This is a genomic window from Aeromicrobium sp. CTD01-1L150, from assembly GCF_041951745.1.
Lineage (GTDB): Bacteria > Actinomycetota > Actinomycetes > Propionibacteriales > Nocardioidaceae > Aeromicrobium.
This window is the reverse complement of sequence record NZ_CP169555.1, coordinates 2,781,639-2,803,350: the sequence shown is the minus strand read 5'-3', so window position 1 is coordinate 2,803,350 and position 21,712 is coordinate 2,781,639. Positions and strand designations below refer to the sequence as shown.

The window sequence follows — 21,712 nt, the reverse complement described above, 5'->3', positions numbered from 1 at the left end:
TGATGCGTCAGACTGTCACCATGACGCACGCGGTGATCGTCGACCTCGACGGCACGCTCGTGGACGTGCGCGACATCCTGCACCACGTCGAGGGCGAGGAGCGGGACTTCCACGCCTTCCACGCGGCGTCGGCCGACGCTCCTGCCCGGGCCGACGTGGTGGACGCCGTCCGTTCGGCCCATGCGCAGGGCAGTGCCGTGCTCGTCGTGACCTCCCGTGAGTTCATCTGGCGCGACCTCACGCTCGACTGGCTCGCCGCCCACGACGTCCCGTACGACCAGCTGGTCATGCGGGTCGTGGGCGACTACCGCCCCGACCACGTCGTCAAGGCCGAGATGCTCGACGCGTTGCTCGCCGACGGCTACCAGGTCGAGCGTGCGTGGGAGGACAGCGACGACATCGTCGAGCTGTGGCGCAGCCGAGGGATCGACGTGCACCAGGTTTGACTGGCCGGACTCAGAGCCCGAATGTCTCACGCTGGTCGGCGGGCACGAGGTCGATCAGCTCAGGGTTGTCGTGCAGGACCTTGGGGATGAAGGGGCAGAACGGCAGGACGCTGCCTTGGCGCTCGGCGATGGTGCGCAGTGTCTGGACGATCAGCTCCGAGCCGATGCCGCGACCCTCGAACTCCGGCAGAACCCGCGTGTGCGGCAGGGCGTACTCACCCTCGTGCTCGCGATAGTCGACCCAGCCGGCCACGGTGTCATCGACCGTGATCTCGAACCGAGAAGCGTCTGGGTTGTCGGTGACCGTCGTTCCCATGCCCCCATCGTCACATGTGGGCGGTGAGTGGGTCCGGGTGCCCGCGATCGGCGGTACGACTGGTACGGAAGTGGCTGATGGGGATACCATGGCTCCAGACGCGGCGTGACGATGGACGCCGGTGCCTGCAAGAGATGCTGTCGAGGACGCTGGGGAAGGCGGATTCTCGAAGCAAGGAGGCACCGATGAGCATCCCCACCCGTGGAGTTCTCTATGTCCACTCCGCGCCGTCGGCGTTGTGCCCGCACATCGAGTGGGCGGCCAACGGCGTGCTGGGTGGGACCGTCGACGTCGACTGGGTCGCCCAGCCCGCCGAGAGTGGCACGTACCGGACCGAGCTGTCGTGGCAGGCGCCGGTCGGCTCGGCCGCCGCTCTCGCCTCGGCCCTGCGCGGGTGGGCGCGGCTGCGCTTCGAGGTCACTGAGGAGCCGACCGCGACGTCGGAAGGTGCGCGCTACTCCTACACGCCCGACCTGGGCATCTTCCACGCCCTCACCGGACTGCACGGCGACGTCCTCATCCCGGAGGACCGCATCAAGGCGTTCCGGGTCAAGGCCGCTCTCGGGGAGGTCTCGATGGACGAGGCGCTCGACGGTCTCCTCGGTGTGGCGTGGGACGCCGAGCTGGAACCCTTCCGCCACGCAGGCGACGGCGCCCCCGTTCGCTGGCTGCACCAGGTGATCTAGGCCGAACTAGCCGATCTGGACCTTCTCGGAGTCCGTGGCGGTGTCGCTGGAACGGTGCAGCATCCGGAACTCCCGCTCGCCGGTGCGTGAGGTGTAGACGTGCGTCTGGTAGTCACCGCCGGAGGACGTGATGGCGGTGACGGGGAAGTCCTCCCAGTCGCCGTCGTCCTCACGCACCTGCACCTGCAGGACCTCGCCGTCATCGAGCTCGGGGAACGAGCCGGACAGCGTGAACCGCTGGCCCGGGGCGACCTGGTTGCTCCCGACCTCGAAGGTCGGTTCCTCGTCCTCTTCTTCTTCCTCCTCCGGCTCCTCGGTGGGCTCCGGGGAGGGGGAGGGGCTGGCGCTCGCCGTGGGCTCGGAGGAAGGGGCGGCGATCGGCGGCAGCTCGACCCCGCCGATCCCGGTGGCCGCGACGAGTGCCGCCCCACCGAGCCCGAGAACGACGCCGATGATGGCGCCCAGGACGATGAAGAACCCTGCGATCTTGGACATCGCACTCGTGCGGTGCGACTTCTCATCGTCGACCACGGGCGGCGCCGGATGATGCAGCGAGGTGGCGACCCGTCGGGGGCCGGCGCTGCCGTCGTGCTCGAGGATCGCGCGCACCGCGTCGTCGACCGTGACCAGATGGTTGACGACGTCGTCGACGAGATAGCGGTCGTGGCGGCGTCCCAGCTCATCGGCCACCTCGACGAGCGCCAGTGAGTCGACGCCCAGAGCCTCAAGACGTGCCTCGTCGACGACGTCGGCACGGTCGCACGCCACGACGGCGACGAGGATGTCGGTCAGGTCGTCCCTGACCTCGGCGTGTGTGGGCACGCGGACAGTCTACCGAGTGATCCCGTGCGGGTGAGCCTCGATGCGGCGCGACAGCGCTCAGGCTGGGCTGGATCCCGGGTTGGGGGCGGCGCCGGCATCGGACGTGTTCTCCATGAGACTCGCCGGGCGGTCCGACGACCTTCGGCGAAGCCATCGTCGCCGTCGGCCACGATTGCCCGAGGCCCAGGCGCCCAGGGAGACCGACAGCCAGCCGATCGCCACGCCTCCGATGAGGTCGGCGATGTAGTGCCAGCCGAAGTAGACCGTGGCTGCGAGCGTGAGCAGGAAGAAGACCCACGCCGCGATGCGCAGCACCAGACGCTGACCGGTGCGCTCCATGAACAGGGCAGCGGTGAACGTCACGGACGTGTGCAGCGACGCGAAGCCGGCCACCCCGTGGATGCGCTCGCTCGCCCACGGGTCGGTGAGCACGTCGACGCGATTGCGGAACAGCGACTGCTGCAGGGCCGTGACGTCGGTGGTGCTCAGCTCCGTGAACAGCTGCGGCTGCTGGAATGCCGGTCCGACGGTGGGTAGCGCGTAGTACGACAGGGTGCCCAGCACCCAGTTCAGGCCCAGCGCCGTCGCGTACCAGGCACCGATCGACAGGTCCCGGTTGAGGACGAGGAAGGCGCCGAGGGTGATGGGGATGAGCGGCAGGTAGGCGATGTAGGCGAAGGACAGCACATGTGCGGTCAGGTCCGTGCCGAGCCACTCGTGCATCACCAGGGCCGGGTGGTTGCCGAAGGCCAGCCAGTAGTCGAAGTCGAGGAGCTCACGGTCGAACAGGATGTTGTCGCGATAGACCGGCAGGTAGCTCTTGAGGTTGCGGTAGCTGACGTAGCAGGCGTAGAAGGTGATCAGCCCGGTGGCGATGTAGCCGACGCGCTTGAACGACCACTCCTCCTTGACGGCCAGGACGACGCCGGAGGGCAGCTTCTTGATGCCGGCACGCTTGATTGCCGAGGGAACGATCCCAGCGGCGAAGAACAGGAACGCGAGCAACGGCAGCCGGACGTACGCCGGGCCGAGGAATCCCTCCGGGTCCTTCAGTGGAAGGCCGAGCCACCAGGAGGAGGCCACCGCGGCCACGGTGATCGCCACAGCCACGACCACGGCGAACGTGTAGGGCCAACGACGCATGGACGCCATCTTAGAGGGCGCCGACTGTGAGTTCGCTGAGACGATGTCCGGTGCCGCCGTCGCGCCCGGCGTCGAACCAGCCCCCCGGTGGTGCACGCTCAGGCGTCGCCACCTTCCTGCGCGACACCCAACGTCGCCGTGGGGTCGTCGATGCGCAGCCGCGTGAACGCGTCACGCACCACCGAGAAGTCGATGAGACCCCGCTCGGCCAGGCTCTGAAGCACCGAGACGACGATCGACTCGGCATCGATCTGGAACACACGACGGGCCGCGGCGCGCGTGTCGGCGAAACCGAACCCGTCGGCTCCCAATGACTGCCAGTGGCCGGGCACCCACCGGGCGATCTGGTCCGGCACGGCACGCATGTAGTCGCTGACCGCCACCGTGACCGCGGAGTCGTCCATGAGCTGCTGGGTGATCCACGGGATCCTGCGGTAGTCACCGGGGTTGTTGAGGTTCCAGTGCTCGGCTTCGGTGGCCTCTCGGGCCAGCTCGTTCCAGGAGGTCACCGACCACACGTCGACGGCGACGTCGTAGTCGCGGGCCAGGATCTCCTGCGCCTGCAGGGCCCACGGCATGGCAACGCCGGAGGCCATGACGCGAGAACGGTGCTGCCCGGTGCCGTTCGCCGCCCGTGGCCCGGCACCCCCGCCGGTGTCTTCGGCGCGGCGGTAGATGTAGGCGCCCTTGAGGAGGCCGTCGACGTCCAGGTCGTCCGGCTCGGCCGGCTGGGTGAGTGGCTCGTTGTAGACGGTGAGGTAGTAGATGACGTTCTCGCCGTGCGGGTGCAGGTCGGTGGAGCCGTACATGCGCTCCAGGCCGGCCTTGACGATGTGGGCGATCTCAAAGCCCCAAGCAGGGTCGTAGTGCACCACGGCCGGGTTGGTGCGCGAGATGAGCGGCGAGTGTCCGTCAGCGTGCTGCAGGCCCTCCCCGGTCAGCGTCGTGCGCCCGGCGGTGGCGCCGATGAGGAAGCCCCGGGCCAGCTGGTCGGCCATGGCCCAGATGGAGTCGGCCGTGCGCTGGAACCCGAACATCGAGTAGAAGATGTACATCGGGATCATCGGTTCGCCATGGGTCGCGTACGCGCTCCCGGCGGCAGTGGCCGAGCCGACGGCGCCGGCCTCGCTGATGCCCTCGTGCAGAAGCTGGCCCTGGGTCGACTCCTTGTAGGCCAGCAGCAGCTTGCGGTCCACGGCCTCGTAGGTCTGCCCGTGCGGGCTGTAGATCTTGGCCGACGGGAACATCGAGTCCATGCCGAAGGTGCGGTACTCATCGGGCGCGATCGGCACGATGCGCTGACCGATCTCCGGATCCTTCATGAGATCGCGCAGTAGCCGCACGAACGCCATGGTGGTGGCGATCTGCTGCTTGCCAGAGCCCTGCTTGAGCGCCGCGTAGGCGTCGTCCCCCGGCAGCTTGAGGGGCGTCGGGTCGACTGTGCGCAAGGGCATGGATCCACCCAGCTCCTCGCGCCGGGACTTCATGTACTGGATCTCCTCGCTGTCCGGCCCGGGATGGTAGAACGGCGCGAGGTCGTCACCGTCGATCTCCTCGTCGGAGACCGGGATGTTGAGCCGGTCGCGGAAGCCCTTGAGGTCGTCCTTGGTGAGCTTCTTCATCTGGTGGGTGGCGTTGCGTCCCTGGAAGGACTCCAACAACCAGCCCTTGATGGTGTGCGCGAGGATGACGGTGGGCTGTCCGGTGTGCTTGCGGGCCGCCTCGAAGGCCGCGTACACCTTGCGGTAGTCGTGACCGCCGCGGGGCAGACGCTCGATCTGCTCGTCGGTGAGGTGCTCGACCATCTTGGTCAGGCGGACGTCGGCCCCGAAGAAGACCTCGCGGTTGTAGCTGCCGGACTCCACCGACAGCGTCTGGAACTCACCGTCGGGCGTCTTGTTCATCTGGTTGACGAGGACGCCGTCGGTGTCGCGGGCGAGCAGGTCGTCCCACTCACGTCCCCAGACCACCTTGATGACGTTCCACCCGGCGCCGCGGAAGTAGGACTCCAGCTCCTGCATGACCTTGCCGTTGCCGCGCACCGGACCGTCGAGCTGCTGCAGGTTGCAGTTGATGACGAAGGTGAGGTTGTCGAGCTCCTCGCGGGCCGCGACGCCGATGGCGCCGAGGGACTCCGGCTCGCCCATCTCGCCGTCGCCGAGGAACGTCCAGACGTGCTGGTCGCTGGTGTCCTTGATGCCACGGTGCTGCAGGTAGCGGTTGAAGCGGGCCTGGTAGATCGAGTTGATGGCGGCCAGCCCCATGGAGACCGTGGGGAACTCCCAGTAGTCCGACATCAGGCGAGGGTGCGGATAGGACGAGAGCCCGTTGCCGAAGCCGTGTGAGTGCTCCTGGCGGAAGCGGTCCAGCTGCTCCTCGGTGAGCCGACCCTCGAGGAAGGACCGGGCGTAGATGCCGGGAGCGGCGTGCCCCTGGAAGTAGATCTGGTCCCCTCCTCCCGGGTGGTTCTTGCCGCGGAAGAAGTGGTTGAACCCGACCTCGTACAGGCTCGCCGCGGACTGGTAGGTGGCGATGTGCCCACCGACGCCGAGCCCGGGGCGATTGGCACGCGAGACCATGACGGCCGCGTTCCACCGGATGTAGGAGCGGATGCGACGCTCGATCGCCTCGTTGCCGGGGAACCACGGCTCGTGCTCGGGCGGGATGGTGTTGATGAAGTCCGTGCTGCGCAGGGCCGGCACGCCGACGCTCTGCTCACGGGCACGCTCCAGCAGTCGGAGCATGACGTAGCGGGCGCGAGAGCGTCCTCGTTCATCGATCATCTCATCGAGGGAGTCGACCCACTCGGACGTCTCTTCCGGGTCGATGTCGGGCAGCTGCGTGGGCAGTCCCTCGTGGATGACGGTCGGACGCTCGGGGGTGGGCGATCCGTGAGGCATGGGGCGGCTCCTGAGATGTCTTGTGGACCCCTCCATCCTTCCACGCTCGATTCGCTAGTGTGAGACCGGCAAGATGGCCGCGAAGGCTACGAACGAGTAGGAAAATCACTACCCTTGAGTAGCCATGACGGCTTCTTCCGGGGTAGACCGGGAACGACCAAACCATGAACGACGAAGGAGTTGAGTTGGACGCCGCCAAGTTGGGCTTCGTGCCCGACACCGTCATCCAGGAGCTGGGCTGGGACGAAGACGTCGACAACGAGCTCCGAGCGGCCATCGAGTCCGTCACCGGTAGCGAGCTGCTCGACGGTGACTCCGATGAGGTGGTCGACGGAGTCGTCATGTGGTGGCGAGAGGGCGACGGCGATCTCGTCGACGCACTCTTCGACTCGCTGCAGGACCTCGCCGAGGGTGGGTCGGTGTGGCTGTTCACGCCCAAGGTCGGGCGCGACGGCTACGTCAACAACGCCGACATCGCGGAGGCCGCACCGGTCGCCGGACTGTCCACCACCACGACGTCGTCGGCCTCCACCGACTGGTCGGCCACCAAGCTCTCCACCCACAAGCGCTGACCCGCACGACGGGCCCGTCCACTCCAGGGTGGACGGGCCGGCCGTCCGCTCCGTGGGAGCACTGTCCGGGGCGTTGGCGGACACCGCCTACGCTCGGATCCATGACGATCGAGATCGGCAACCAGGCACCCGACTTCACGCTCAAGAGCCAGCACGGCGAGGAGGTCACGCTCAGCGAGCTGCGTGGCAAGCCTGTGGCACTGGTCTTCTTCCCCTTCGCCTTCAGCGGCATCTGCACCGGCGAGCTGTGCGAGATCCGTGACAACATCGCGGCCTTTGCCGCCAGCGCCGACCATGGCGAGGTGCAGGTGCTGGCCATCTCCTGCGACCACTTCTTCTCCAACCGCGCCTTCGCCGACGCCGAGGGGCTCACCTTCCCGGTGCTGAGCGACTTCTGGCCGCACGGCGAGGTCTCCCGCGCGTACGGCATCTTCAACGAGGGCGCCGGCGCCCCGGAGCGGGGCACCTACCTGCTCGACGCCGAGGGCATCGTGCGGTGGAAGGTCGAGCACCCCATCGGTGAGGCCCGCGACTTCGAGGCATACCGGGCAGCCATCGCCGAGCTGTTCTGAGCCGATGCTCGTCGCCTTCAGCATCAGTCCCGGCACGTCGGATGAGACCGGGGGAGTGGCCGATGCCGTCGCGGAGGCTGTCCGCGTGGTCCGGGAGTCGGGTCTTGCGTGCGAGACCAACGCGATGTTCACCAACGTCGAGGGCGAGTGGGACGAGGTGATGGCCGTCGTCAAGCGTGCGGTCGATGCCGTCGCCGCGTCGTCGCCGCGGGTCTCGCTGGTGCTCAAGGCCGACATCCGGCCGGGTCATACGGGGCAGCTGCACGCCAAGGTGGAGCGGATCGAGGAGCGACTGCGGGACTGAGCTCCTGATTGTTCCCAAACACCTGCGAGGCGACCGACCGGTGCGGTTTGATGACTGGTGCCGCGGCCGCCCGGGACCCGAGACCTTGGCGGCCGCGGTCTCCCGTGCTTCTACGATAGTGTGCCGTCGTCCCGGGGCGAATAGCTCAGCTGGCCAGAGCATCCGGTTTACACCCGGAAGGTCGGGGGTTCGAGACCCTCTTCGCCCACCGAGCGCAGAGGCGACGTCGGGCTAGTCCGGCAGTCGATCGTCCTCGACGAAGGGGACCACCATCACGGCCCCGATCGCCTTGTGCAGGATCGTGCGAGAGGTGGATCCGAGCACGACGCTGGCGACAGCGCCCCGGCCGCGTGAGCCCACGACAGTCATCTGGGCGGAGCCGGTGGCCTCGCTGAGGACCGACACTGCGTCGCCGATCCTCACCTCACTCGACATCTCGACGGCCGGGAAGTGTCCCTTCAGCCATGCGATGTCCGTCTCCAGTGCCTCCTGCAGCTCGGCCTGGCGTTGTTCGGTGAGCCCAGTGACCTCGCAGGACAGCTCGGGATACCAGAGCAGCCGGGCATCGAGGGACGGCAGCGCCATGAGGGCGAGGAGCGAGGTGTCGAGCTCCTGGGCCACCCGTGCTGCCTGGAGGGCCGCGACGCGGCTGTGGCTGGACTCGTCCATGCCGACGACCACGGGCTCTCGGTCGGCCGCATCACCTTGCCGGTCACCTGCGGGCACGACGACGGTGGGGCAGTGCGCGTGGGCGGGCAGCGACGAGGCGACCGAGCCCAGCAGGAGACCGAGGAAACCGCCTCTGCCCCGGGCGCCGACGACGATCAGCTGTGCCTTGGCGGAGAGGTCGACGAGTGCGCCCACGGAGTCGCCCACGGTCGTCAGGTAGGAGACCTCACCGGGGTGGCCCTTCAGGAGCTCGGCTGCCTGGTCGAGGACTGCTTCGGCCTCCCGTTGCCTGACTCCGTCGTCCGGCTCGGCAGGGACCGCGGCGTATGGGGCGTACATGGGAATCGGCACCCGGTAGGCCGCGGCCACGGTGAGCACGGAGCCACGCCGGAGGGCGGTCCGAGCTGCGTGGCGCAGGGCCCAGGTGGCGTTCTCGGAACCGTCGAAGCCGATGACGACGCCCAGCTCCCGGGCAGCGGAGCCGAAGGGGATCGTGTGCGGCTCGGCGTTCATGGCTTGTCCTTCGCGGGACTGCAGCTCGGATGACGATGACGTTCTCGAGTCCATCCTCGTCACTTTCGGACCTTACTCGGACGCTGCTCACCTGGCCAGGCTCTGCGGGCCTTCACCAGTGGGGGCGACGGCGAACCGGTCAGGAATCGAGAAGCACGGCCGCCGTGATCGCCCTACTGTCGGAACGAGACAGAGGTACTGACGACGGGAACCCAGATGAGCGCGGACACCACGAACGGGATCAGCTCGGTGATCATCCAAGCGGACGACCCAGAGGCGACGCGTCGCTTCCTGCGTGATGCCTTCGGCCTCGTGGACCTGGTGCAGGTGCGCGCCGCTGCCGAGCCGACGTCCGAGTTCCGTGGCTTCACGCTCTCGCTGGTCTTCGACCAGCCGGCGGACGTGGATGGTGCGATCGCCTCGGCGTTGCAGGCCGGTGCGAGCGAGATCAAGCCCGCAGCCAAGAGCTTCTGGGGCTATGGCGGCTCGCTGAGGGCCCCGGACGGCACCGTCTGGACGCTCGCGTCGTCGTCGAAGAAGAACACCTCCGCGGCGACGGGACAGGTCAGCAAGGTGGTCCTGCTGCTGGGTGCGGACGACGTCCGCGTCACCAAGGCCTTCTACAGCGACGCCGGCCTGGCGGTCGGCAAGAGCTTCGGCACCAAGTACGTCGAGTTCGATACCCCTGGCGCCGAGGTCACCCTGGCGCTGCAGAGCCGTCGCGCGGTCGCGAAGAACGCCGGAACCGATGCCGAGGGGTCGGGCTCGCACCGTCTGGTCATCTCCGGCGGGCTCGGACGGCTCGTCGATCCCGATGGATTCACCTGGGAGTGAGGCAGCGCACCGCTCGGGCCCACGGAGTCTGTGGACGGACGAGGCCCGCTGTGGGCGGTCGCTGACACGATGAGGGCATGAGCGCCCCTGAGGTCAGTGTCAACACCGAGTCCCGCGCTCTGGAGGCCCTGCGGCGGCTCACCGGCCACGACGAAGCGGTCTTCCATGACGGCCAGCTCGAGGCCATCACGGCACTCGTGGACGATCGACGGCGCGCCCTCGTGGTGCAACGCACCGGTTGGGGCAAGTCGGCCGTCTACTTCATCGCCACGGCCCTGCTGCGTGAGCGTGGTGCCGGGCCGACGTTGCTGGTCTCGCCGCTCATCGCGCTCATGCGCGACCAGGTGGCTGCCGCCGAGCGGGCCGGGGTCCGGGCGGTCTCCATCAGCTCGGCCAACGCCCACGAGTGGGACGACGTGCTCGCCCGGCTGGCGGCCGACGACGTGGACGTCCTGCTCGTCTCGCCGGAGCGGCTCACCAACCCGCGTTTCCGTGACGAGCAGCTCCCGGCGTTGCGGCAGCGTATCGGCCTGCTCGTGGTGGACGAGGCGCACTGCATCTCCGACTGGGGGCATGACTTTCGTCCCGACTACCGCCGGCTGGCCGACCTGATCGACTCGATGCCGGACGGTGTGCCCGTGCTCGCCACCACGGCCACCGCCAACGAACGGGTGGTCACCGACGTCGCAGAACAGCTCGGCGCTCCGGGAGACAGCCCCGGCGGGGGTGCCGGGTCGGGGGCGGCGGACAACAGCACAGTGCTCACCCTGCGTGGGTCGTTGGCGCGATCGTCGCTGCGGCTGGGGTGCCTGACGTTGCCGACCTCGCGTGATCGCCTCGCCTGGCTGGTCAGTCACCTGGGCGAGCTGCCCGGCAGCGGCATCATCTACACGCTCACGGTGTCCGCGGCCGAGGACACCGCCAGGCTCCTGGCCGAGGCCGGGTACCCCGTGCGGGCCTACACCGGGCGCACGGATCCTGACGAGCGAGTGGTCCTCGAGCAGGCCCTGAAGGACGACGAGCTCAAGGCGTTGGTGGCCACCAGTGCGTTGGGGATGGGTTTTGACAAGCCCAACCTCGGTTTCGTGGTGCACCTGGGTGCACCGTCGTCGCCGGTGGCCTACTACCAGCAGGTGGGCCGCGCCGGCCGTGCCACGGACAATGCCGACGTCCTGCTCCTGCCCGGTCATGAGGACCCTGACATCTGGCGGTACTTCGCCACGGCGTCGATGCCGAGCCCGGACAAGGCAGCAGCGGTGCTCTCGGTGCTGGAGGCCGAGTCGGCGGCCGGGCCCATGTCCGTCCCGGCACTGGAGACGAGGGTCGACATCCGGCGGACGCCGTTGGAGCTGCTCCTCAAGGTGCTCGACGTCGACGGGGCGGTGCGTCGTGTCCAGGGCGGCTGGGTCGCCACCGGTCAGTCGTGGGAGTACGACGCCGAGCGGTACGGCAGGATCGCTGAGGCCCGTGAGGCGGAGCAGGAAGCCATGCTCACCTACGAGCGGGGTGAGACCTGCCGGATGGAGCTCCTGCAGCGCGACCTCGACGATCCCACGGCACAGCCGTGCGGACGGTGCGACGTGTGCGCCGGACCGTGGTACCCCACGGCTCCGTCGGAACAGGCCAGGACGGCTGCGGCCGGCACCCTGGATCGTGTCGGGGTGCCGGTGGAGCCACGCGCCACCTGGCCCACCGGCGCCGGCCGCCTGGGTGTCGACGTCAAGGGTCGCGTCGATGCGGGCGAGAGGTTCGAGACCGGGCGCGTGCTGGCGCGCCTGACCGACCTCGGCTGGGGTGGGCGGTTGCGTGAGCTGTTCGGGCCGGGTGTACCCGACGTCGAGGTGGACGACGAGCTGCTCGGAGCCTGCGTCCGGGTGCTGAAGGACTGGGACTGGTCGCAGCGACCCACCGGTGTGGTCACCGTCCCGTCCGCGCGCCGCCCACGACTCATCGGATCACTGGCCGAGGGCATCGCGACCCTCGGACGGCTCCCGAACCTTGGCGCACTGGATCTGACCCCGGACGCACCGGCCGAGACCGCCGGTGGCAACAGTGCCTACCGGCTGGCCGCCGTGTGGGGGCGCTTCGGCATCGGTGCGCAGCTCGCGGGCGCACTGGCGCAGCACGCGGGCCCAGTGCTGCTCATCGACGACCTGGTCGACTCACGATGGACCGTCACCGTGGCCTCCCGTGAGCTGCGACGTCATGGAGCCGACGCCGTCCTGCCGTTCGCCCTCGCCGCCGTCGGCTGAACGCGAGCCGATGCTCACCCGCGGTCGAGGGCGGAGAAGAACGTCAGGATGTCGGCCACATGGGCGTGCGGTTCCTCCATCGCGACGAAGTGGTTGCCCGGATTGCCTTCGGGCCAGTGCGTGATGATGTTGGTGCGCTCGGCCAGCCGCCGCCACAGTGGCGGGCCGCCGGCGTAGACCCCCGTCGGTACCAGCCCTTGGCCGCGCGGCCACCCGAAGGCGCCGTCCACCAGACCGTTGTACATCGGCCACGACGACGATGCCACGGTCCCGGTGAACCAGTAGAGGCTGACGTTCGTCAGGATGTGGTCGACCTCCATGACGTCCTCGGGGGCATCGGCCATGGGCGTGAACTCGTCGAACTTCTGCAGCATCCAGGCGAGCAGCCCGACGGGAGAGTCGTTCCACCCGTGCGCGAACGTCTGTGGCGCCTCGCGCAGCAGGACGTGGTGGTCGACGCCGCCCTGCTGCCACGACTGCATCATCTCGAACTCGGCTCGCTCCTCCTCGCTCATCTCCGGGAGGTCGGCCTCGGTCGGGAAGCCGATCCCGCCGTCGAGGTGCACGCCGACGACGTGCTCCGGGTCCGCCTCGGCCACCGCCGGGGCGATGTAGGCCCCGAGATCACCGCCCTGCGTCCCGTAGCGGTCGTAGCCGAGCCTGCGCATCAGCTCGACCCACGTGCGAGCGACGCGGGGCACGGTCATCTCGGCGTCGCGGGGTGGCTCTGAGAAGGCGAACCCTGGCACCGAGGGCACGACGACGTGGAAGTGCTCGGCCAACAACGGGATGGTCCGGGTGAACTCGACGAAGGTGTTGGGCCATCCGTGGGTGATCAGCAGCGGCAACGCGTCGGGGTTCGCCGACCGCACGTGCACGAAGTGGATGGTGTGGTCGTCGATCTCGGTGGTGAACTGCGGCAGCCTGTTGAGCTCGGCCTCGTGGGCGCGCCAGTCGTAGCTGGTGCGCCAGTGATCGGCCCAGCGACGCAGGTCGTCGGTGGTCACACCGCGTGTCGCGGGATCGCCCGGGAGCTGGTCGCTCCAGCGGGTCCGGGCCAGCCGGTCGTGCAGGTCCTGGATGGCGAGGTCGGGGATGTCGATGCGGAAGGGACTGATCTGTGAGGTCATGCCTGCCACGCTAGAGCCAAACTAGGTCGATTTCCGTCCTAGATGATGGGCAGACTGGTGCCATGGCCGATGCCGCTGAACGTCTGCTCGCCCTGCTCTCCCTCCTGCAGACACCTCGGGAGTGGCCCGGTAGCGAGCTCGCCGACCGTCTCGGGGTCACGGGACGCACCGTGCGGCGCGACGTCGACCGGCTGCGCGCGATCGGCTACCCCGTCGAGGCGACGTTGGGCGCACACGGTGGGTACCGGCTGATCGCGGGCCAGGCGATGCCGCCTCTGCTGCTGGACGACGAGGAGGCGATCGCGGTGGGCGTCGGGCTCCGTGCGGCCGCCGGCCTGGCGGTGGAGGGACTGGGCGAGGCGTCGGCGCGTGCCCTGACCAAGCTGGGGCAGGTGCTCCCGTCCCGTCTGCGCCGGCGCGTCGAGGTGATCGCGACGGCGACGGTGCCGATGGCGGGCGACGACGATGCGGTGGTGGACCCGGAGGTCCTCACGGCACTGGCGGTGACGATCGCTCGGGGCGAGACGGTCAAGTTCGGCTACCGATCGGCCGACGGCACGGTCTCCGGACGCCTCGTCGATCCGGTGGGTCTCGTGGCACATCGGCGGCGCTGGTACCTCGTGGCGTTCGATCGTGACCGCGAACAGTGGCGGACGTTCCGGGTGGATCGGGTGAGCGAGCCCCGCGAGACGAGGGCGCGTGCGGCGCCCCCCGAGCTCCCCGCAGCGAGTCCGGCCGACTACGTCGCGGGACGGCGTTCGGACTGGGAGAGTCCCGTCCACCACGTCGAGGTGACCTTCCACGCTCCGCTGTCGACGGTGGCCGGTCGGCTGGCCGACAGCCCCGGCGAGGTGCACGCCATGGACGACGGGAGGTGCCGCATGGTCGCTGAGCGGGACGACTCGTTGTCGTGGCTCGCGGGGAGGATGCTCGCTCTCGGGTGCGAGTTCGAGGTGCATGCTCCGGGGGCGTTGGCGCAGGCGTTGGAGGAGCTCGGGACCCGAGCGTTGCGAGCCGCGCGGTGAGTACCTCTAGGCTTCTGGCATGACATCGCTGCGCGACGTCGTCGCCGTCCTCGACTTCCTCTACGACCCGCGTTGGGCCGACGGCTGGGACGCCGTGGGCACGGTCGCAGGAGACCCCGATGCCGAGGTGAGCAAGATCCTGTTCGCCGTGGACCCGGTGCAGGCCGTGGTCGAGGAGGCCGTCGAGTGGGGAGCCGATCTCATCGTCACCCACCACCCGCTGTACCTCAAGGGAGTGACGTCGGTGGCTGCCACGACGCCGAAGGGGCGCGTGGTCCACGACCTGCTGTCCCATGGCATCGCGCTGCACACCTGCCACACCAACGCCGACAGCCCGCGGCTCGGTGTCTCGGAGTCGATGGCGTTCGCGCTCGGTCTGTCCGACGTCCGTCCGCTCGCGGCCGATGCCGACGACCACGACCTGTGGGTGGTCTACGTGCCCACGACCCACGCCGATGCGGTGGCCGCCGCCATGCACGGGGCCGGCGCGGGCGCCCTCGGTGACTACGACAGCGCCGCCTTCCGGTCCGCCGGGCTGGGCTCCTTCCGCCCACTCGACGGGGCCAACCCGACGATCGGGAGCGTGGGTGACGTCGAGACCGTGGAGGAGACCCGCTTGGAGCTCATCGCGTCCCGGCGGCTGCGCGAACAGGTCCGTACCGCGATGCGCACCTCTCATCCCTACGAGGAGGCTGCGCACCACGTCCTTGAGTCCGACACCGGACCCACGGACCGGGGCAGCGGACGTATCGGCGTGCTGCCGGGGACCATGACCCTGGCGGACTTCGCGGGTCATGTGGTCGAGAGCCTGCCGGACCACCACAGTGCTGCGCGCGTCGCCGGAGATCCTGAACAGCAGGTCCGCACCGTCGCGCTGTGCGGAGGTTCGGGCGACTTTCTGCTCGGGGCGGCCGACGCCATGGGAGCCGACGTCTACGTCACGTCCGACCTGCGGCACCATCCCGTCAGCGAGCACAGGGAGCGCCCCGGCGCCTGCGCCGTCGTCGACGTCCCGCACTGGGCCGCGGAGTGGACGTGGCTGCCGGTCGCGGCCCGCGAGGTGGCTGCGCGACTGGGAGATACGGTGGACACCCGGGTCTCGACCATCGTCACTGATCCATGGACGATGGCCCTCAAGAGCACGACGAGTACCCCCACCTGAAGGAGAGCGCCCTGAACGCCGACCCCGCCGCCCAGCAGTCACTGCTCGACGTCCAGGCCCAGGACTCCACGCTCGCGCAGCTGGCTCATCGTCGACGCAACCTGCCCGAGCACGAGCGCGTCGCCGAGCTGACCGAGCAGATCACCGAGGTCAACGGCAATCGCGTCGAGGCCGACACGGCCGTCGCCGACCTCACCCGCGCCCAGAGCAAGGCGGACGCCGAGGTGGAGCAGGTCAAGGCTCGCAAGGCACGCGACGAGGAACGCCTCAACTCCGGAGCGGTCTCCAACCCCAAGGACCTGGAGAGCCTGCAGCACGAGCTCGTGGCCCTCGACCGGCGGATCGCGACGCTGGAGGACGAGGAGCTGGAGGTCATGGAGCAGCTGGAGGAGGCACAGACGGGTCTGTCGGTCATCACCGCAGACCTCGAGGCGCTGCGCACGGACCTGGCACAGGTGGAGACCGCGCGTGACACGGCGCTGGCCGAGATCGATGAACGAGTCGCTGCGGCCGAGCAAGACCGCGAGCTTGTCGTCGCCAAGGTGCCCGATGAGCTGCTGAGCCTCTACGACAAGGTACGCGAGCAGTACGGGGGTCTCGGCGCCGCGGCGTTGCGGGCGCGCCGCTGCGAGGGCTGCCGTCTGGAGCTCAACGGTGCCGACCTGCGCGAGATCGCCACCCGGCCCGAGGACGAGGTGCTGCGCTGCCCCGAGTGCAGCCGCATCCTGGTGCGCACGCCCGAGTCAGGTCTGTGACGCAGCAGCCCGGCTGGCGCGGAGCGGTCCACGAGGCACCCACCACGCTCGTGCTGCTGAGGCACGGCGTCACCGACCACACCGCACGCAAGGTCTTCTGCGGCACCGGCGGCACCGACCCCGCACTGAACGCCGACGGCGTGGACCAGGCGAGGCGAGCCGCCGACTGGATAGCGCGCCACCACGACGTCGATGCCGTGGTCGCCTCTCCGTTGCGGCGGACGCAGCAGACGGCCTTGTTCGTGGCCCAGGAGCTCGCCCTGGACGTCCGGACCGAGCCGGGTGTCGCGGAGGCGGCGTTCGGCGAGTGGGACGGTCACGCCTTCGCCGACATCATGGCCGGCTGGCCGGAGGAGGTGGACGCCTGGCTCGCCTCGACCGCCGTCGCCCCGCCCGGCGGAGAGCCCTTTGACGCCGTGCACGAGAGAGCGGTGGCGGCGCGGCAGCGAATCCTGCAGGAGCACCAGGGGCAGACCGTGGTCGTCGTCAGTCATGTGACGCCCATCAAGATGCTCGTGCGTGAGGCCCTGGCGGCCCCGATGGCCGTCATTCACGCCATGGAGCTGGCGCCGGCCAGCATCTCCACGATCGCCTGGTGGCCCGACGGTCGGCCGTCGTTGAGGAACTTCTCGGTCGTGCCGGAGTAGCTAGACCACCACGTCGAGCCGGTGGCCCTGCTGCTCGACCGTCCAGCCGAGGTCACGTAGTGCGGTCGCGAGCGTGTCGACGGTGCTGGGTTCGGCACCGTCCTCCAGCAGGTCCTGCACGATGCGCCCCTTGGTGCCCTTGTTGAAGTGGCTGACGACGGACCGTCTGCCGTCGACCTCGTGGAGGACTCGCAGCGTCGCGGTGCGCTCGGCCAGCGCGCCCTTGGGCTTGTGCAGGTTCACGTAGGCGCCCGAGCGCAGGTCCACCAGCAGGCCCTCGCCGACCCGGTCACTCAGCTCGGTCCCCAGCACGGGACGCCACAGGCCGGCCACGGGTCCGCGTCGGGGCAGCGTCACCGTCGCGGACAGCCGGTAGGCGGGAACGAGGTCGCCGGGACGCAGCAGCCCGAACAGTGCCGAACAGATGGCCACGCTGTCCTCGGCCCGCTTGCGTGCGGCCGCTGAGCGTCCGGCCGGGTCCCAGGCGGCGTAGAGGACGCCGGTGTAGACCTCGTCGGCTCGGGCGCACGGCTGCTCGGCCAGTGCGGCGTTGCGCTCGACCGCCTCGGCTTGTGTGGGTCCCAGGCCGAGGCGCTCCATGGCGCGCTGGTGGTTGCCCTGGCAGAACCGCATGAGCGAGTCGAGCACGATGCGACGCGTCGGCGTGAGGGCCGGCGAGCCCAGGGCGTCGAGGTCGAGGACGTCGCCCGCGCTCGGCGCGGTCTTGCCTTCTGAGGGTGGCAGGAGGATCAACACGGCGAGAGCCTAGTCCCAGCCATTCACAGCATCCGCAAGCCCTCGACGATGAGCACGGCACCGAACACGAAGAACGCCGCAGACGCGCCGTACTGGATGAGCTTCTCGGGGAGTCGCTTGCCGAGCATCGCGCCGACGACGATGGCGAGGGCGTCGGCGGCGACCATGCCGACGGTGCTGCCGATCCACACCCCGAACCAGTTCTCCTGCGTCGCGAGCGTGATGGTGGCGAGCATCGTCTTGTCGCCGAGCTCGGCGAGGAAGAAGGCCAGACCCACGGCAAACAGTGCCGTGCCGCTGTTCCGCTCGGCCTTGGCGGCCTCGTCGTCGGTGAGCTCGTCACCGCGCAGCGTCCAGGCACCGAAGCCGAGGAACGCGACACCGGCGCCGAGGGTGATCCATCCCTGGTACTGGGAGAACGCCTCGCCCACCCAGTAGCCGATGCCGACCGATGCGAGGTGGACGACGGCGGTCGCGACGGTGATGCCGATGAGCACGTCGCGGGCGCGGTAGCGGGTGGCGAAGGCCATCGCCATGAGCTGGCTCTTGTCGCCCAGCTCGGCGACGAAGATGACGACGGTGCTGAGCACCAGTGCGTACATCATGAGAAAGGGCTCCTCATCCGTTCGGACGAAGGCACTTGACTTCGACCGAACACGTCAATGACATTTCGGTCGAAAGTCTCGTCCGCCAGATCTCTGGCCTGCTGCACCGGATCCCGTGCTCGTGAGTCGGGTTCAGTGTGTCGATACAGCTGTTGGGGACTACTCCCTTTCGCTTCGCTCAGCCTAGCGCACGCAGCGCCTCCATCGCGCTGTGACGTTGCTCCCACGGGACGACGAGATGGTCGTGGTGGAAGCCGGCGATGACGTTGCACGCGATGCCGGCGTCGGCGAGCCTCGAGCTGAGCTGGGCGGTGATGCCGACGGAGTCCAGGGCGGTGGGCTCCTCGAGCGTGATCCATGCGCCGACGAACTCATAGACGAGCCCGTCGTCGTCGGCGACGTCCTGCTCGACGATGACGGTGATGCCTTCGTCCTCACCGATGGTGGCGAGCGCGCCGGTGGCGTCGTAGCCGGGATTGACGATGGCGTAGACGACTGGGCCCTCGAGCATCCGTAGGCCGAGCTCGCCCCTCGGAGGCTCGACGGAGGCTGTTGCGGGGTCGGTGTCGCTCGTCATGGAGGAAGCGTAGTCTCCGATGAGTTGCAGTGAGGTACGTCTGCGCACCATCATGTGGGAGCGAATGAGTCGGCCGGGCGGCCGCGGCGGGTCACACCGTCGAGGAAAGTCCGGACTCCGTAGAGCACGGTGGTGGCCAACAGCCACCCACGGTGACGTGCGGGACAGTGCCACAGAAAACAGACCGCCAACGGCTCCCTGCGGGGAGTACGGGCAAGGGTGAAACGGTGAGGTAAGAGCTCACCAGCACCGTCGGTGACGGCGGTGGCTCGGCAAACCCCACCGGGAGCAAGACCGAGACGCCGACGGGCTGCTCGTCCGATGTCGGCAGGTGGGTCGCACCGAGGCGTCCAGCAATGGGCGTCCCAGATGGATGGTCGCCCCCGCCCGAGAGGGATGGGACAGAATCCGGCTTACAGGCCGGCTCATTCGCCTCCTTCCCGGCTCTGCCTACGCTGTGGGTGTGTACCTGGAGAACGTCGTCGTCGACGCCACTGACCCGCAGAAGCTCGGCCGGTTCTGGGAGACCGCGCTGGGTGCTGAGACCCTGACCGACGAGGTGGAGGGATTCGAGACCCGGTTGACGGTTCCGGGAGGACCGGTGCTCGATCTGTGCTTCCAGCGGGTGCCGGCTCCACCCGTCGAGCCGCAGCGGCTGCATCTCGACCTCCGGGGCGGCGACGAGCAGGCCGCGATCGTCGAGCGTCTGCTCTCCCTGGGCGCGAGCCACGCGGACATCGGTCAGGGGGAGGTGCCGTGGGTGGTGCTCGCCGACATCGAGCACAACCCGTTCTGTGTCGTGGAGGAGCGGTCCGCCTACGCCGACACCGGCGTGATCGCTGCCCTGGCGCTCGACGTGGCCGAACCCGACCGCGAGCGTGACTTCTGGTCGTGGTTGACCGGGTGGGTACCGGTGGACGGCAGTGGCCCACCCAGTCTGCAGCACACGTCGCGGCGTGGTCCGCTGCTCGAGCTGTCCCTGGAGGTGGAGCCGAAGGGGGCGGCGAAGAACCGGATGCACCTGGACGTGCGGCTCGAGACCGGCGACGACGCCGACGAGGTGGCGCTGGAGATCCTCGCCCGCGGCGGGCGCGAGCTCCACTTCGACTGGGGTGCTCTGCCGTGGCGGCACTTCGCGGACCCGTCAGGCAACGAGTTCTGCGTGCTGCCCGCGCGGGGCTGAAGCCACGACGGCACAGCGGCTCCGCAGGCGCGCCTGTCGGTTCCTGCCCGGAGAGAGGCCATGAGTCCGCTCCCGGTCGCGGATGACCTGGCGCATCTGGCTGAAGTCGTCGAACAGTTGCGAGCTCGGACCCGGTGAACCTCCTGCAGGTCGGCTCTGCGCCGCAGCGGGCCCGGACACTGTGTGGACGGACTGGCCACCCCGCGCGCCGTCGCGGCATGCTGAGGTCGTGGCCCGGGACCAGTCGCGGCGAGTGGTGACACTCGACCAGATCGTGCAGCACGGGTGCGACCTCTTTCTGTCCGACGGTGGGGTCGACATGGATGCCCTGGCCTGCCGGGTCGCAGTCAGCCGGGCAACTCTCTATCGCGTCGTGGGCAGCCGTGACCGGCTGCTCACCGAGGTGGTCTGGCTGCTCACCGCCAAGCTGCTGCAACGATGCTGCCGGACCGCGGGAGGCAACGGTGTGGAGTGGGTGATCGGCGTGACGCGGCACTTCGCGTCCGCGCTGCGGGCATCGGAGTCGTTCGAGACCTTCCTGCGCCGCGATCCCGAGCTGGCGGCCCGCACCCTCTTCGGCGCAGATGCGGTGCACCCGCGCACCGTGGCGGCGCAACGTCGGATCCTCGTCGAGGCCGGGCTCGGCCCGCAGGACCGACTCGAGGAGGCCGCCTACCTGTACGTGCGGATCATCGAGTCGAGTCTCTTCGCGGACCTGCTCGTTGGTGCGCCGATCGAAGACTCGGTGGCCGAGCGGGCGGCGCGCGCCGTGCTGGCGCAGATGCTCGACGGCCCGTGAGACATCGGTCTCACGTTCCTGCCCGCATCTGGCGAGCGGTGCCGAAGACTTTCTAGGCTGCGTCGTGTCGCGACATGGTCGTGACCGGGTGCAACCAGCGGGCCATCGGGGGACTGCGGTTGCCGGGGTCGACTCGTCGACCGTCCCTCCACCCCCGCGCACTGGAGGACAGCACATGAAGCTCATCAGGAACCTGGGGGTCGGCGCGGCAGCGCTGGCGCTGGGAATCGGACTGCTCGCACCGAGCTCGTCGGTGGCGGCGGAGAACCCTCACGAGAAGGGGCCGGACCCGACGGACAGCAGCATCGAGGCCAACCGTGGGCCCTACGCGGTCAGCACCAAGTCGATCTCGCGCCTGTCGGCTCGCGGGTTCGGCGGAGGCACCATCCACTATCCGACCAGCACGCAGGACGGGACGTTCGGCGTGGTGGCAGTCTCGCCCGGGTACACCGCGAGTGAGTCGAGCATCAGCTGGCTTGGCCCACGGCTGGCGTCGTTCGGGTTCGTCGTCATCACGTTCGACACGAACTCCCGCTACGACTCGCCCGGCTCGCGGGGCACGCAGCTCCTGGCGGCGCTCGACCAGACGATCGGTGACTCGACGGTCGGCTCACGTGTCGACGCATCGCGCCAGGCCGTCGTGGGCCACTCGATGGGCGGAGGTGGCACGCTCGAGGCCGCCAAGACCCGTCGGTCCCTGGAGGCGGCGGTCGGTCTGACGCCATGGAACACAGACAAGACGTGGCCAGAGGTCGAGGCTGCGGCGCTGCAGATCGGCGCGGAACGGGACTCGACCGCGTCGCCGCGCACGCACGCGATCCCGTTCTACAACTCGCTGACCAACGCGGAGCGTCGTGCCTACCTGGAGCTGCGCGGTGCCAGTCACTTCGCTCCCAACAGGTCGAACACGACGATCGCCAAGTACACGCTTTCCTGGCTCAAGCGCTACGTCGACGACGACACCCGGTACGAGCAGTTCCTGGACCCAGGGCCCTCGACCGGCCTCGGTTCGGCGGTCTCGGACTACCGGATCCAGTAGCACCG

The 21,712-nt window shown here is 69.1% G+C and carries 23 protein-coding genes, 1 tRNA gene and 1 other RNA gene; 16 read left to right on the top strand and 9 right to left on the bottom strand.

Features of this window, described 5'->3' with window-relative positions:
• The first annotated feature begins 20 nt into the window (after positions 1 to 20).
• Positions 21 to 446 (top strand): hypothetical protein, encoded by a 426-nt coding sequence (locus ACEVFP_RS13825; RefSeq protein ID WP_375000040.1) that lies wholly within the window; start codon positions 21 to 23, stop codon positions 444 to 446.
• Between the two features lie 10 nt (positions 447 to 456).
• Here ACEVFP_RS13825 and ACEVFP_RS13820 read toward each other — a convergent pair whose 3' ends face one another.
• Positions 457 to 762, bottom strand: coding sequence for a GNAT family N-acetyltransferase (locus ACEVFP_RS13820; protein ID WP_375000039.1), 306 nt, complete (start codon positions 760 to 762; stop codon positions 457 to 459).
• 191 nt (positions 763 to 953) lie between these two features.
• Here ACEVFP_RS13820 and ACEVFP_RS13815 point away from each other — a divergent pair, with 191 nt between their 5' ends.
• Positions 954 to 1,448 carry a DUF3145 domain-containing protein gene (locus ACEVFP_RS13815; RefSeq protein ID WP_375003841.1) on the top strand — a complete coding sequence of 165 codons (495 nt, stop codon included), beginning with the start codon at positions 954 to 956 and terminating at the stop codon, positions 1,446 to 1,448.
• Positions 1,449 to 1,454: 6 nt separating this feature from the next.
• On the opposite strand, the gene ACEVFP_RS13810 is transcribed toward ACEVFP_RS13815, so the two are convergent.
• The 3 genes from ACEVFP_RS13810 to aceE form a co-directional block, all read right to left on the bottom strand.
• A complete protein-coding gene (locus ACEVFP_RS13810; RefSeq protein ID WP_375000038.1) occupies positions 1,455 to 2,270 on the bottom strand; it encodes an acyl carrier protein in 816 nt (271 codons plus the stop codon).
• Positions 2,271 to 2,327: 57 nt separating this feature from the next.
• A complete protein-coding gene (locus tag ACEVFP_RS13805) occupies positions 2,328 to 3,413 on the bottom strand; it encodes a phosphatase PAP2 family protein (RefSeq protein WP_375000037.1) in 1,086 nt (361 codons plus the stop codon).
• A 98-nt stretch (positions 3,414 to 3,511) separates the two neighbouring features.
• Positions 3,512 to 6,313, bottom strand: a complete 2,802-nt coding sequence (aceE, locus tag ACEVFP_RS13800; protein WP_375000036.1) for a pyruvate dehydrogenase (acetyl-transferring), homodimeric type — start codon at positions 6,311 to 6,313, stop codon at positions 3,512 to 3,514.
• 185 nt (positions 6,314 to 6,498) lie between these two features.
• Here aceE and ACEVFP_RS13795 point away from each other — a divergent pair, with 185 nt between their 5' ends.
• The 4 genes from ACEVFP_RS13795 to ACEVFP_RS13780 all read left to right on the top strand — a co-directional run bounded on the left by ACEVFP_RS13795 (position 6,499) and on the right by ACEVFP_RS13780 (position 7,969).
• Positions 6,499 to 6,885 carry a DUF3052 domain-containing protein gene (locus ACEVFP_RS13795; protein WP_375000035.1) on the top strand — a complete coding sequence of 129 codons (387 nt, stop codon included), beginning with the start codon at positions 6,499 to 6,501 and terminating at the stop codon, positions 6,883 to 6,885.
• 101 nt (positions 6,886 to 6,986) lie between these two features.
• A complete protein-coding gene (locus ACEVFP_RS13790; RefSeq protein ID WP_375000034.1) occupies positions 6,987 to 7,457 on the top strand; it encodes a peroxiredoxin in 471 nt (156 codons plus the stop codon).
• A gap of 4 nt (positions 7,458 to 7,461) precedes the next feature.
• Positions 7,462 to 7,761: an MTH1187 family thiamine-binding protein gene (locus tag ACEVFP_RS13785; RefSeq protein ID WP_375000033.1), complete on the top strand. Its 300-nt coding sequence runs from the start codon at positions 7,462 to 7,464 to the stop codon at positions 7,759 to 7,761.
• A 134-nt stretch (positions 7,762 to 7,895) separates the two neighbouring features.
• Positions 7,896 to 7,969 (top strand) — tRNA-Val (locus ACEVFP_RS13780).
• 23 nt (positions 7,970 to 7,992) lie between these two features.
• On the opposite strand, the gene ACEVFP_RS13775 is transcribed toward ACEVFP_RS13780, so the two are convergent.
• The gene (locus ACEVFP_RS13775; RefSeq protein ID WP_375000032.1) at positions 7,993 to 8,943 is read right to left on the bottom strand and encodes a universal stress protein; all 951 of its coding nucleotides are present in this window, start codon (positions 8,941 to 8,943) and stop codon (positions 7,993 to 7,995) included.
• Positions 8,944 to 9,159: 216 nt separating this feature from the next.
• Between ACEVFP_RS13775 and ACEVFP_RS13770 the strand changes: the two genes are divergently transcribed.
• Both ACEVFP_RS13770 and ACEVFP_RS13765 read left to right on the top strand, forming a co-directional pair.
• Positions 9,160 to 9,777: a glyoxalase gene (locus ACEVFP_RS13770; RefSeq protein ID WP_375000031.1), complete on the top strand. Its 618-nt coding sequence runs from the start codon at positions 9,160 to 9,162 to the stop codon at positions 9,775 to 9,777.
• Between the two features lie 77 nt (positions 9,778 to 9,854).
• Positions 9,855 to 12,029 (top strand): RecQ family ATP-dependent DNA helicase, encoded by a 2,175-nt coding sequence (locus ACEVFP_RS13765; RefSeq protein WP_375000030.1) that lies wholly within the window; start codon positions 9,855 to 9,857, stop codon positions 12,027 to 12,029.
• A gap of 14 nt (positions 12,030 to 12,043) precedes the next feature.
• Here the strand turns inward: ACEVFP_RS13765 and ACEVFP_RS13760 are convergent, their stop codons facing one another.
• Positions 12,044 to 13,159, bottom strand: coding sequence for an epoxide hydrolase family protein (locus ACEVFP_RS13760; protein ID WP_375000029.1), 1,116 nt, complete (start codon positions 13,157 to 13,159; stop codon positions 12,044 to 12,046).
• Positions 13,160 to 13,221: 62 nt separating this feature from the next.
• Between ACEVFP_RS13760 and ACEVFP_RS13755 the strand changes: the two genes are divergently transcribed.
• From ACEVFP_RS13755 to ACEVFP_RS13740, 4 genes are read left to right on the top strand one after another with little or no spacing between them, the layout of a single operon-like run.
• Positions 13,222 to 14,184, top strand: a complete 963-nt coding sequence (locus ACEVFP_RS13755) for a helix-turn-helix transcriptional regulator (RefSeq protein ID WP_375000028.1) — start codon at positions 13,222 to 13,224, stop codon at positions 14,182 to 14,184.
• Between the two features lie 19 nt (positions 14,185 to 14,203).
• Positions 14,204 to 15,346 carry a Nif3-like dinuclear metal center hexameric protein gene (locus ACEVFP_RS13750; protein ID WP_375000027.1) on the top strand — a complete coding sequence of 381 codons (1,143 nt, stop codon included), beginning with the start codon at positions 14,204 to 14,206 and terminating at the stop codon, positions 15,344 to 15,346.
• Positions 15,304 to 16,101, top strand: coding sequence for a zinc ribbon domain-containing protein (locus ACEVFP_RS13745; protein WP_375000026.1), 798 nt, complete (start codon positions 15,304 to 15,306; stop codon positions 16,099 to 16,101). Before ACEVFP_RS13750 ends, ACEVFP_RS13745 begins: the two co-directional genes overlap by 43 nt.
• Positions 16,098 to 16,748 carry a histidine phosphatase family protein gene (locus tag ACEVFP_RS13740; protein WP_375000025.1) on the top strand — a complete coding sequence of 217 codons (651 nt, stop codon included), beginning with the start codon at positions 16,098 to 16,100 and terminating at the stop codon, positions 16,746 to 16,748. The genes ACEVFP_RS13745 and ACEVFP_RS13740 overlap by 4 nt, the downstream gene beginning before the upstream one ends.
• On the opposite strand, the gene ACEVFP_RS13735 is transcribed toward ACEVFP_RS13740, so the two are convergent.
• The 3 genes from ACEVFP_RS13735 to ACEVFP_RS13725 all read right to left on the bottom strand — a co-directional run bounded on the left by ACEVFP_RS13735 (position 16,749) and on the right by ACEVFP_RS13725 (position 18,686).
• Positions 16,749 to 17,504 carry a YaaA family protein gene (locus ACEVFP_RS13735; RefSeq protein ID WP_375000024.1) on the bottom strand — a complete coding sequence of 252 codons (756 nt, stop codon included), beginning with the start codon at positions 17,502 to 17,504 and terminating at the stop codon, positions 16,749 to 16,751.
• 23 nt (positions 17,505 to 17,527) lie between these two features.
• Positions 17,528 to 18,109, bottom strand: coding sequence for a TMEM165/GDT1 family protein (locus tag ACEVFP_RS13730; RefSeq protein ID WP_375000023.1), 582 nt, complete (start codon positions 18,107 to 18,109; stop codon positions 17,528 to 17,530).
• A gap of 178 nt (positions 18,110 to 18,287) precedes the next feature.
• Positions 18,288 to 18,686 carry an ACT domain-containing protein gene (locus ACEVFP_RS13725; RefSeq protein ID WP_375000022.1) on the bottom strand — a complete coding sequence of 133 codons (399 nt, stop codon included), beginning with the start codon at positions 18,684 to 18,686 and terminating at the stop codon, positions 18,288 to 18,290.
• Between the two features lie 65 nt (positions 18,687 to 18,751).
• On the opposite strand from ACEVFP_RS13725, the gene rnpB reads away from it, so the two are divergent.
• From rnpB to ACEVFP_RS13705, 4 genes are all read left to right on the top strand, one after another.
• Positions 18,752 to 19,118: RNase P RNA component class A (gene rnpB, locus ACEVFP_RS13720), an RNA gene on the top strand.
• Between the two features lie 31 nt (positions 19,119 to 19,149).
• The gene (locus ACEVFP_RS13715) at positions 19,150 to 19,869 is read left to right on the top strand and encodes a VOC family protein (RefSeq protein ID WP_375000021.1); all 720 of its coding nucleotides are present in this window, start codon (positions 19,150 to 19,152) and stop codon (positions 19,867 to 19,869) included.
• 229 nt (positions 19,870 to 20,098) lie between these two features.
• Positions 20,099 to 20,668, top strand: a complete 570-nt coding sequence (locus ACEVFP_RS13710; protein WP_375000020.1) for a QsdR family transcriptional regulator — start codon at positions 20,099 to 20,101, stop codon at positions 20,666 to 20,668.
• A gap of 175 nt (positions 20,669 to 20,843) precedes the next feature.
• Entirely contained in the window at positions 20,844 to 21,707 is an 864-nt protein-coding gene (locus tag ACEVFP_RS13705; RefSeq protein WP_375000019.1) for an alpha/beta hydrolase, read from the top strand.
• Positions 21,708 to 21,712 lie beyond the last annotated feature (5 nt).

What these genes read in the sequence shown, in the direction of transcription:
- ACEVFP_RS13805 (WP_375000037.1), bottom strand. Translation starts at nt 3,413, where the DNA reads ATGCGTCGTTGGCCCTACACGTTCGCCGTGGTCGTGGCTGTGGCGATC.
- ACEVFP_RS13725 (WP_375000022.1), bottom strand. Translation starts at nt 18,686, where the DNA reads ATGACGAGCGACACCGACCCCGCAACAGCCTCCGTCGAGCCTCCGAGG.
- ACEVFP_RS13765 (WP_375000030.1), top strand. Translation starts at nt 9,855, where the DNA reads ATGAGCGCCCCTGAGGTCAGTGTCAACACCGAGTCCCGCGCTCTGGAG.
- ACEVFP_RS13705 (WP_375000019.1), top strand. Translation starts at nt 20,844, where the DNA reads ATGAAGCTCATCAGGAACCTGGGGGTCGGCGCGGCAGCGCTGGCGCTG.
- ACEVFP_RS13730 (WP_375000023.1), bottom strand. Translation starts at nt 18,109, where the DNA reads ATGATGTACGCACTGGTGCTCAGCACCGTCGTCATCTTCGTCGCCGAG.
- ACEVFP_RS13770 (WP_375000031.1), top strand. Translation starts at nt 9,160, where the DNA reads ATGAGCGCGGACACCACGAACGGGATCAGCTCGGTGATCATCCAAGCG.
- ACEVFP_RS13760 (WP_375000029.1), bottom strand. Translation starts at nt 13,159, where the DNA reads ATGACCTCACAGATCAGTCCCTTCCGCATCGACATCCCCGACCTCGCC.
- ACEVFP_RS13755 (WP_375000028.1), top strand. Translation starts at nt 13,222, where the DNA reads ATGGCCGATGCCGCTGAACGTCTGCTCGCCCTGCTCTCCCTCCTGCAG.
- aceE (WP_375000036.1), bottom strand. Translation starts at nt 6,313, where the DNA reads ATGCCTCACGGATCGCCCACCCCCGAGCGTCCGACCGTCATCCACGAG.
- ACEVFP_RS13825 (WP_375000040.1), top strand. Translation starts at nt 21, where the DNA reads ATGACGCACGCGGTGATCGTCGACCTCGACGGCACGCTCGTGGACGTG.
- ACEVFP_RS13785 (WP_375000033.1), top strand. Translation starts at nt 7,462, where the DNA reads ATGCTCGTCGCCTTCAGCATCAGTCCCGGCACGTCGGATGAGACCGGG.
- ACEVFP_RS13775 (WP_375000032.1), bottom strand. Translation starts at nt 8,943, where the DNA reads ATGAACGCCGAGCCGCACACGATCCCCTTCGGCTCCGCTGCCCGGGAG.
- ACEVFP_RS13745 (WP_375000026.1), top strand. Translation starts at nt 15,304, where the DNA reads ATGGACGATGGCCCTCAAGAGCACGACGAGTACCCCCACCTGAAGGAG.
- ACEVFP_RS13790 (WP_375000034.1), top strand. Translation starts at nt 6,987, where the DNA reads ATGACGATCGAGATCGGCAACCAGGCACCCGACTTCACGCTCAAGAGC.
- ACEVFP_RS13750 (WP_375000027.1), top strand. Translation starts at nt 14,204, where the DNA reads ATGACATCGCTGCGCGACGTCGTCGCCGTCCTCGACTTCCTCTACGAC.
- ACEVFP_RS13820 (WP_375000039.1), bottom strand. Translation starts at nt 762, where the DNA reads ATGGGAACGACGGTCACCGACAACCCAGACGCTTCTCGGTTCGAGATC.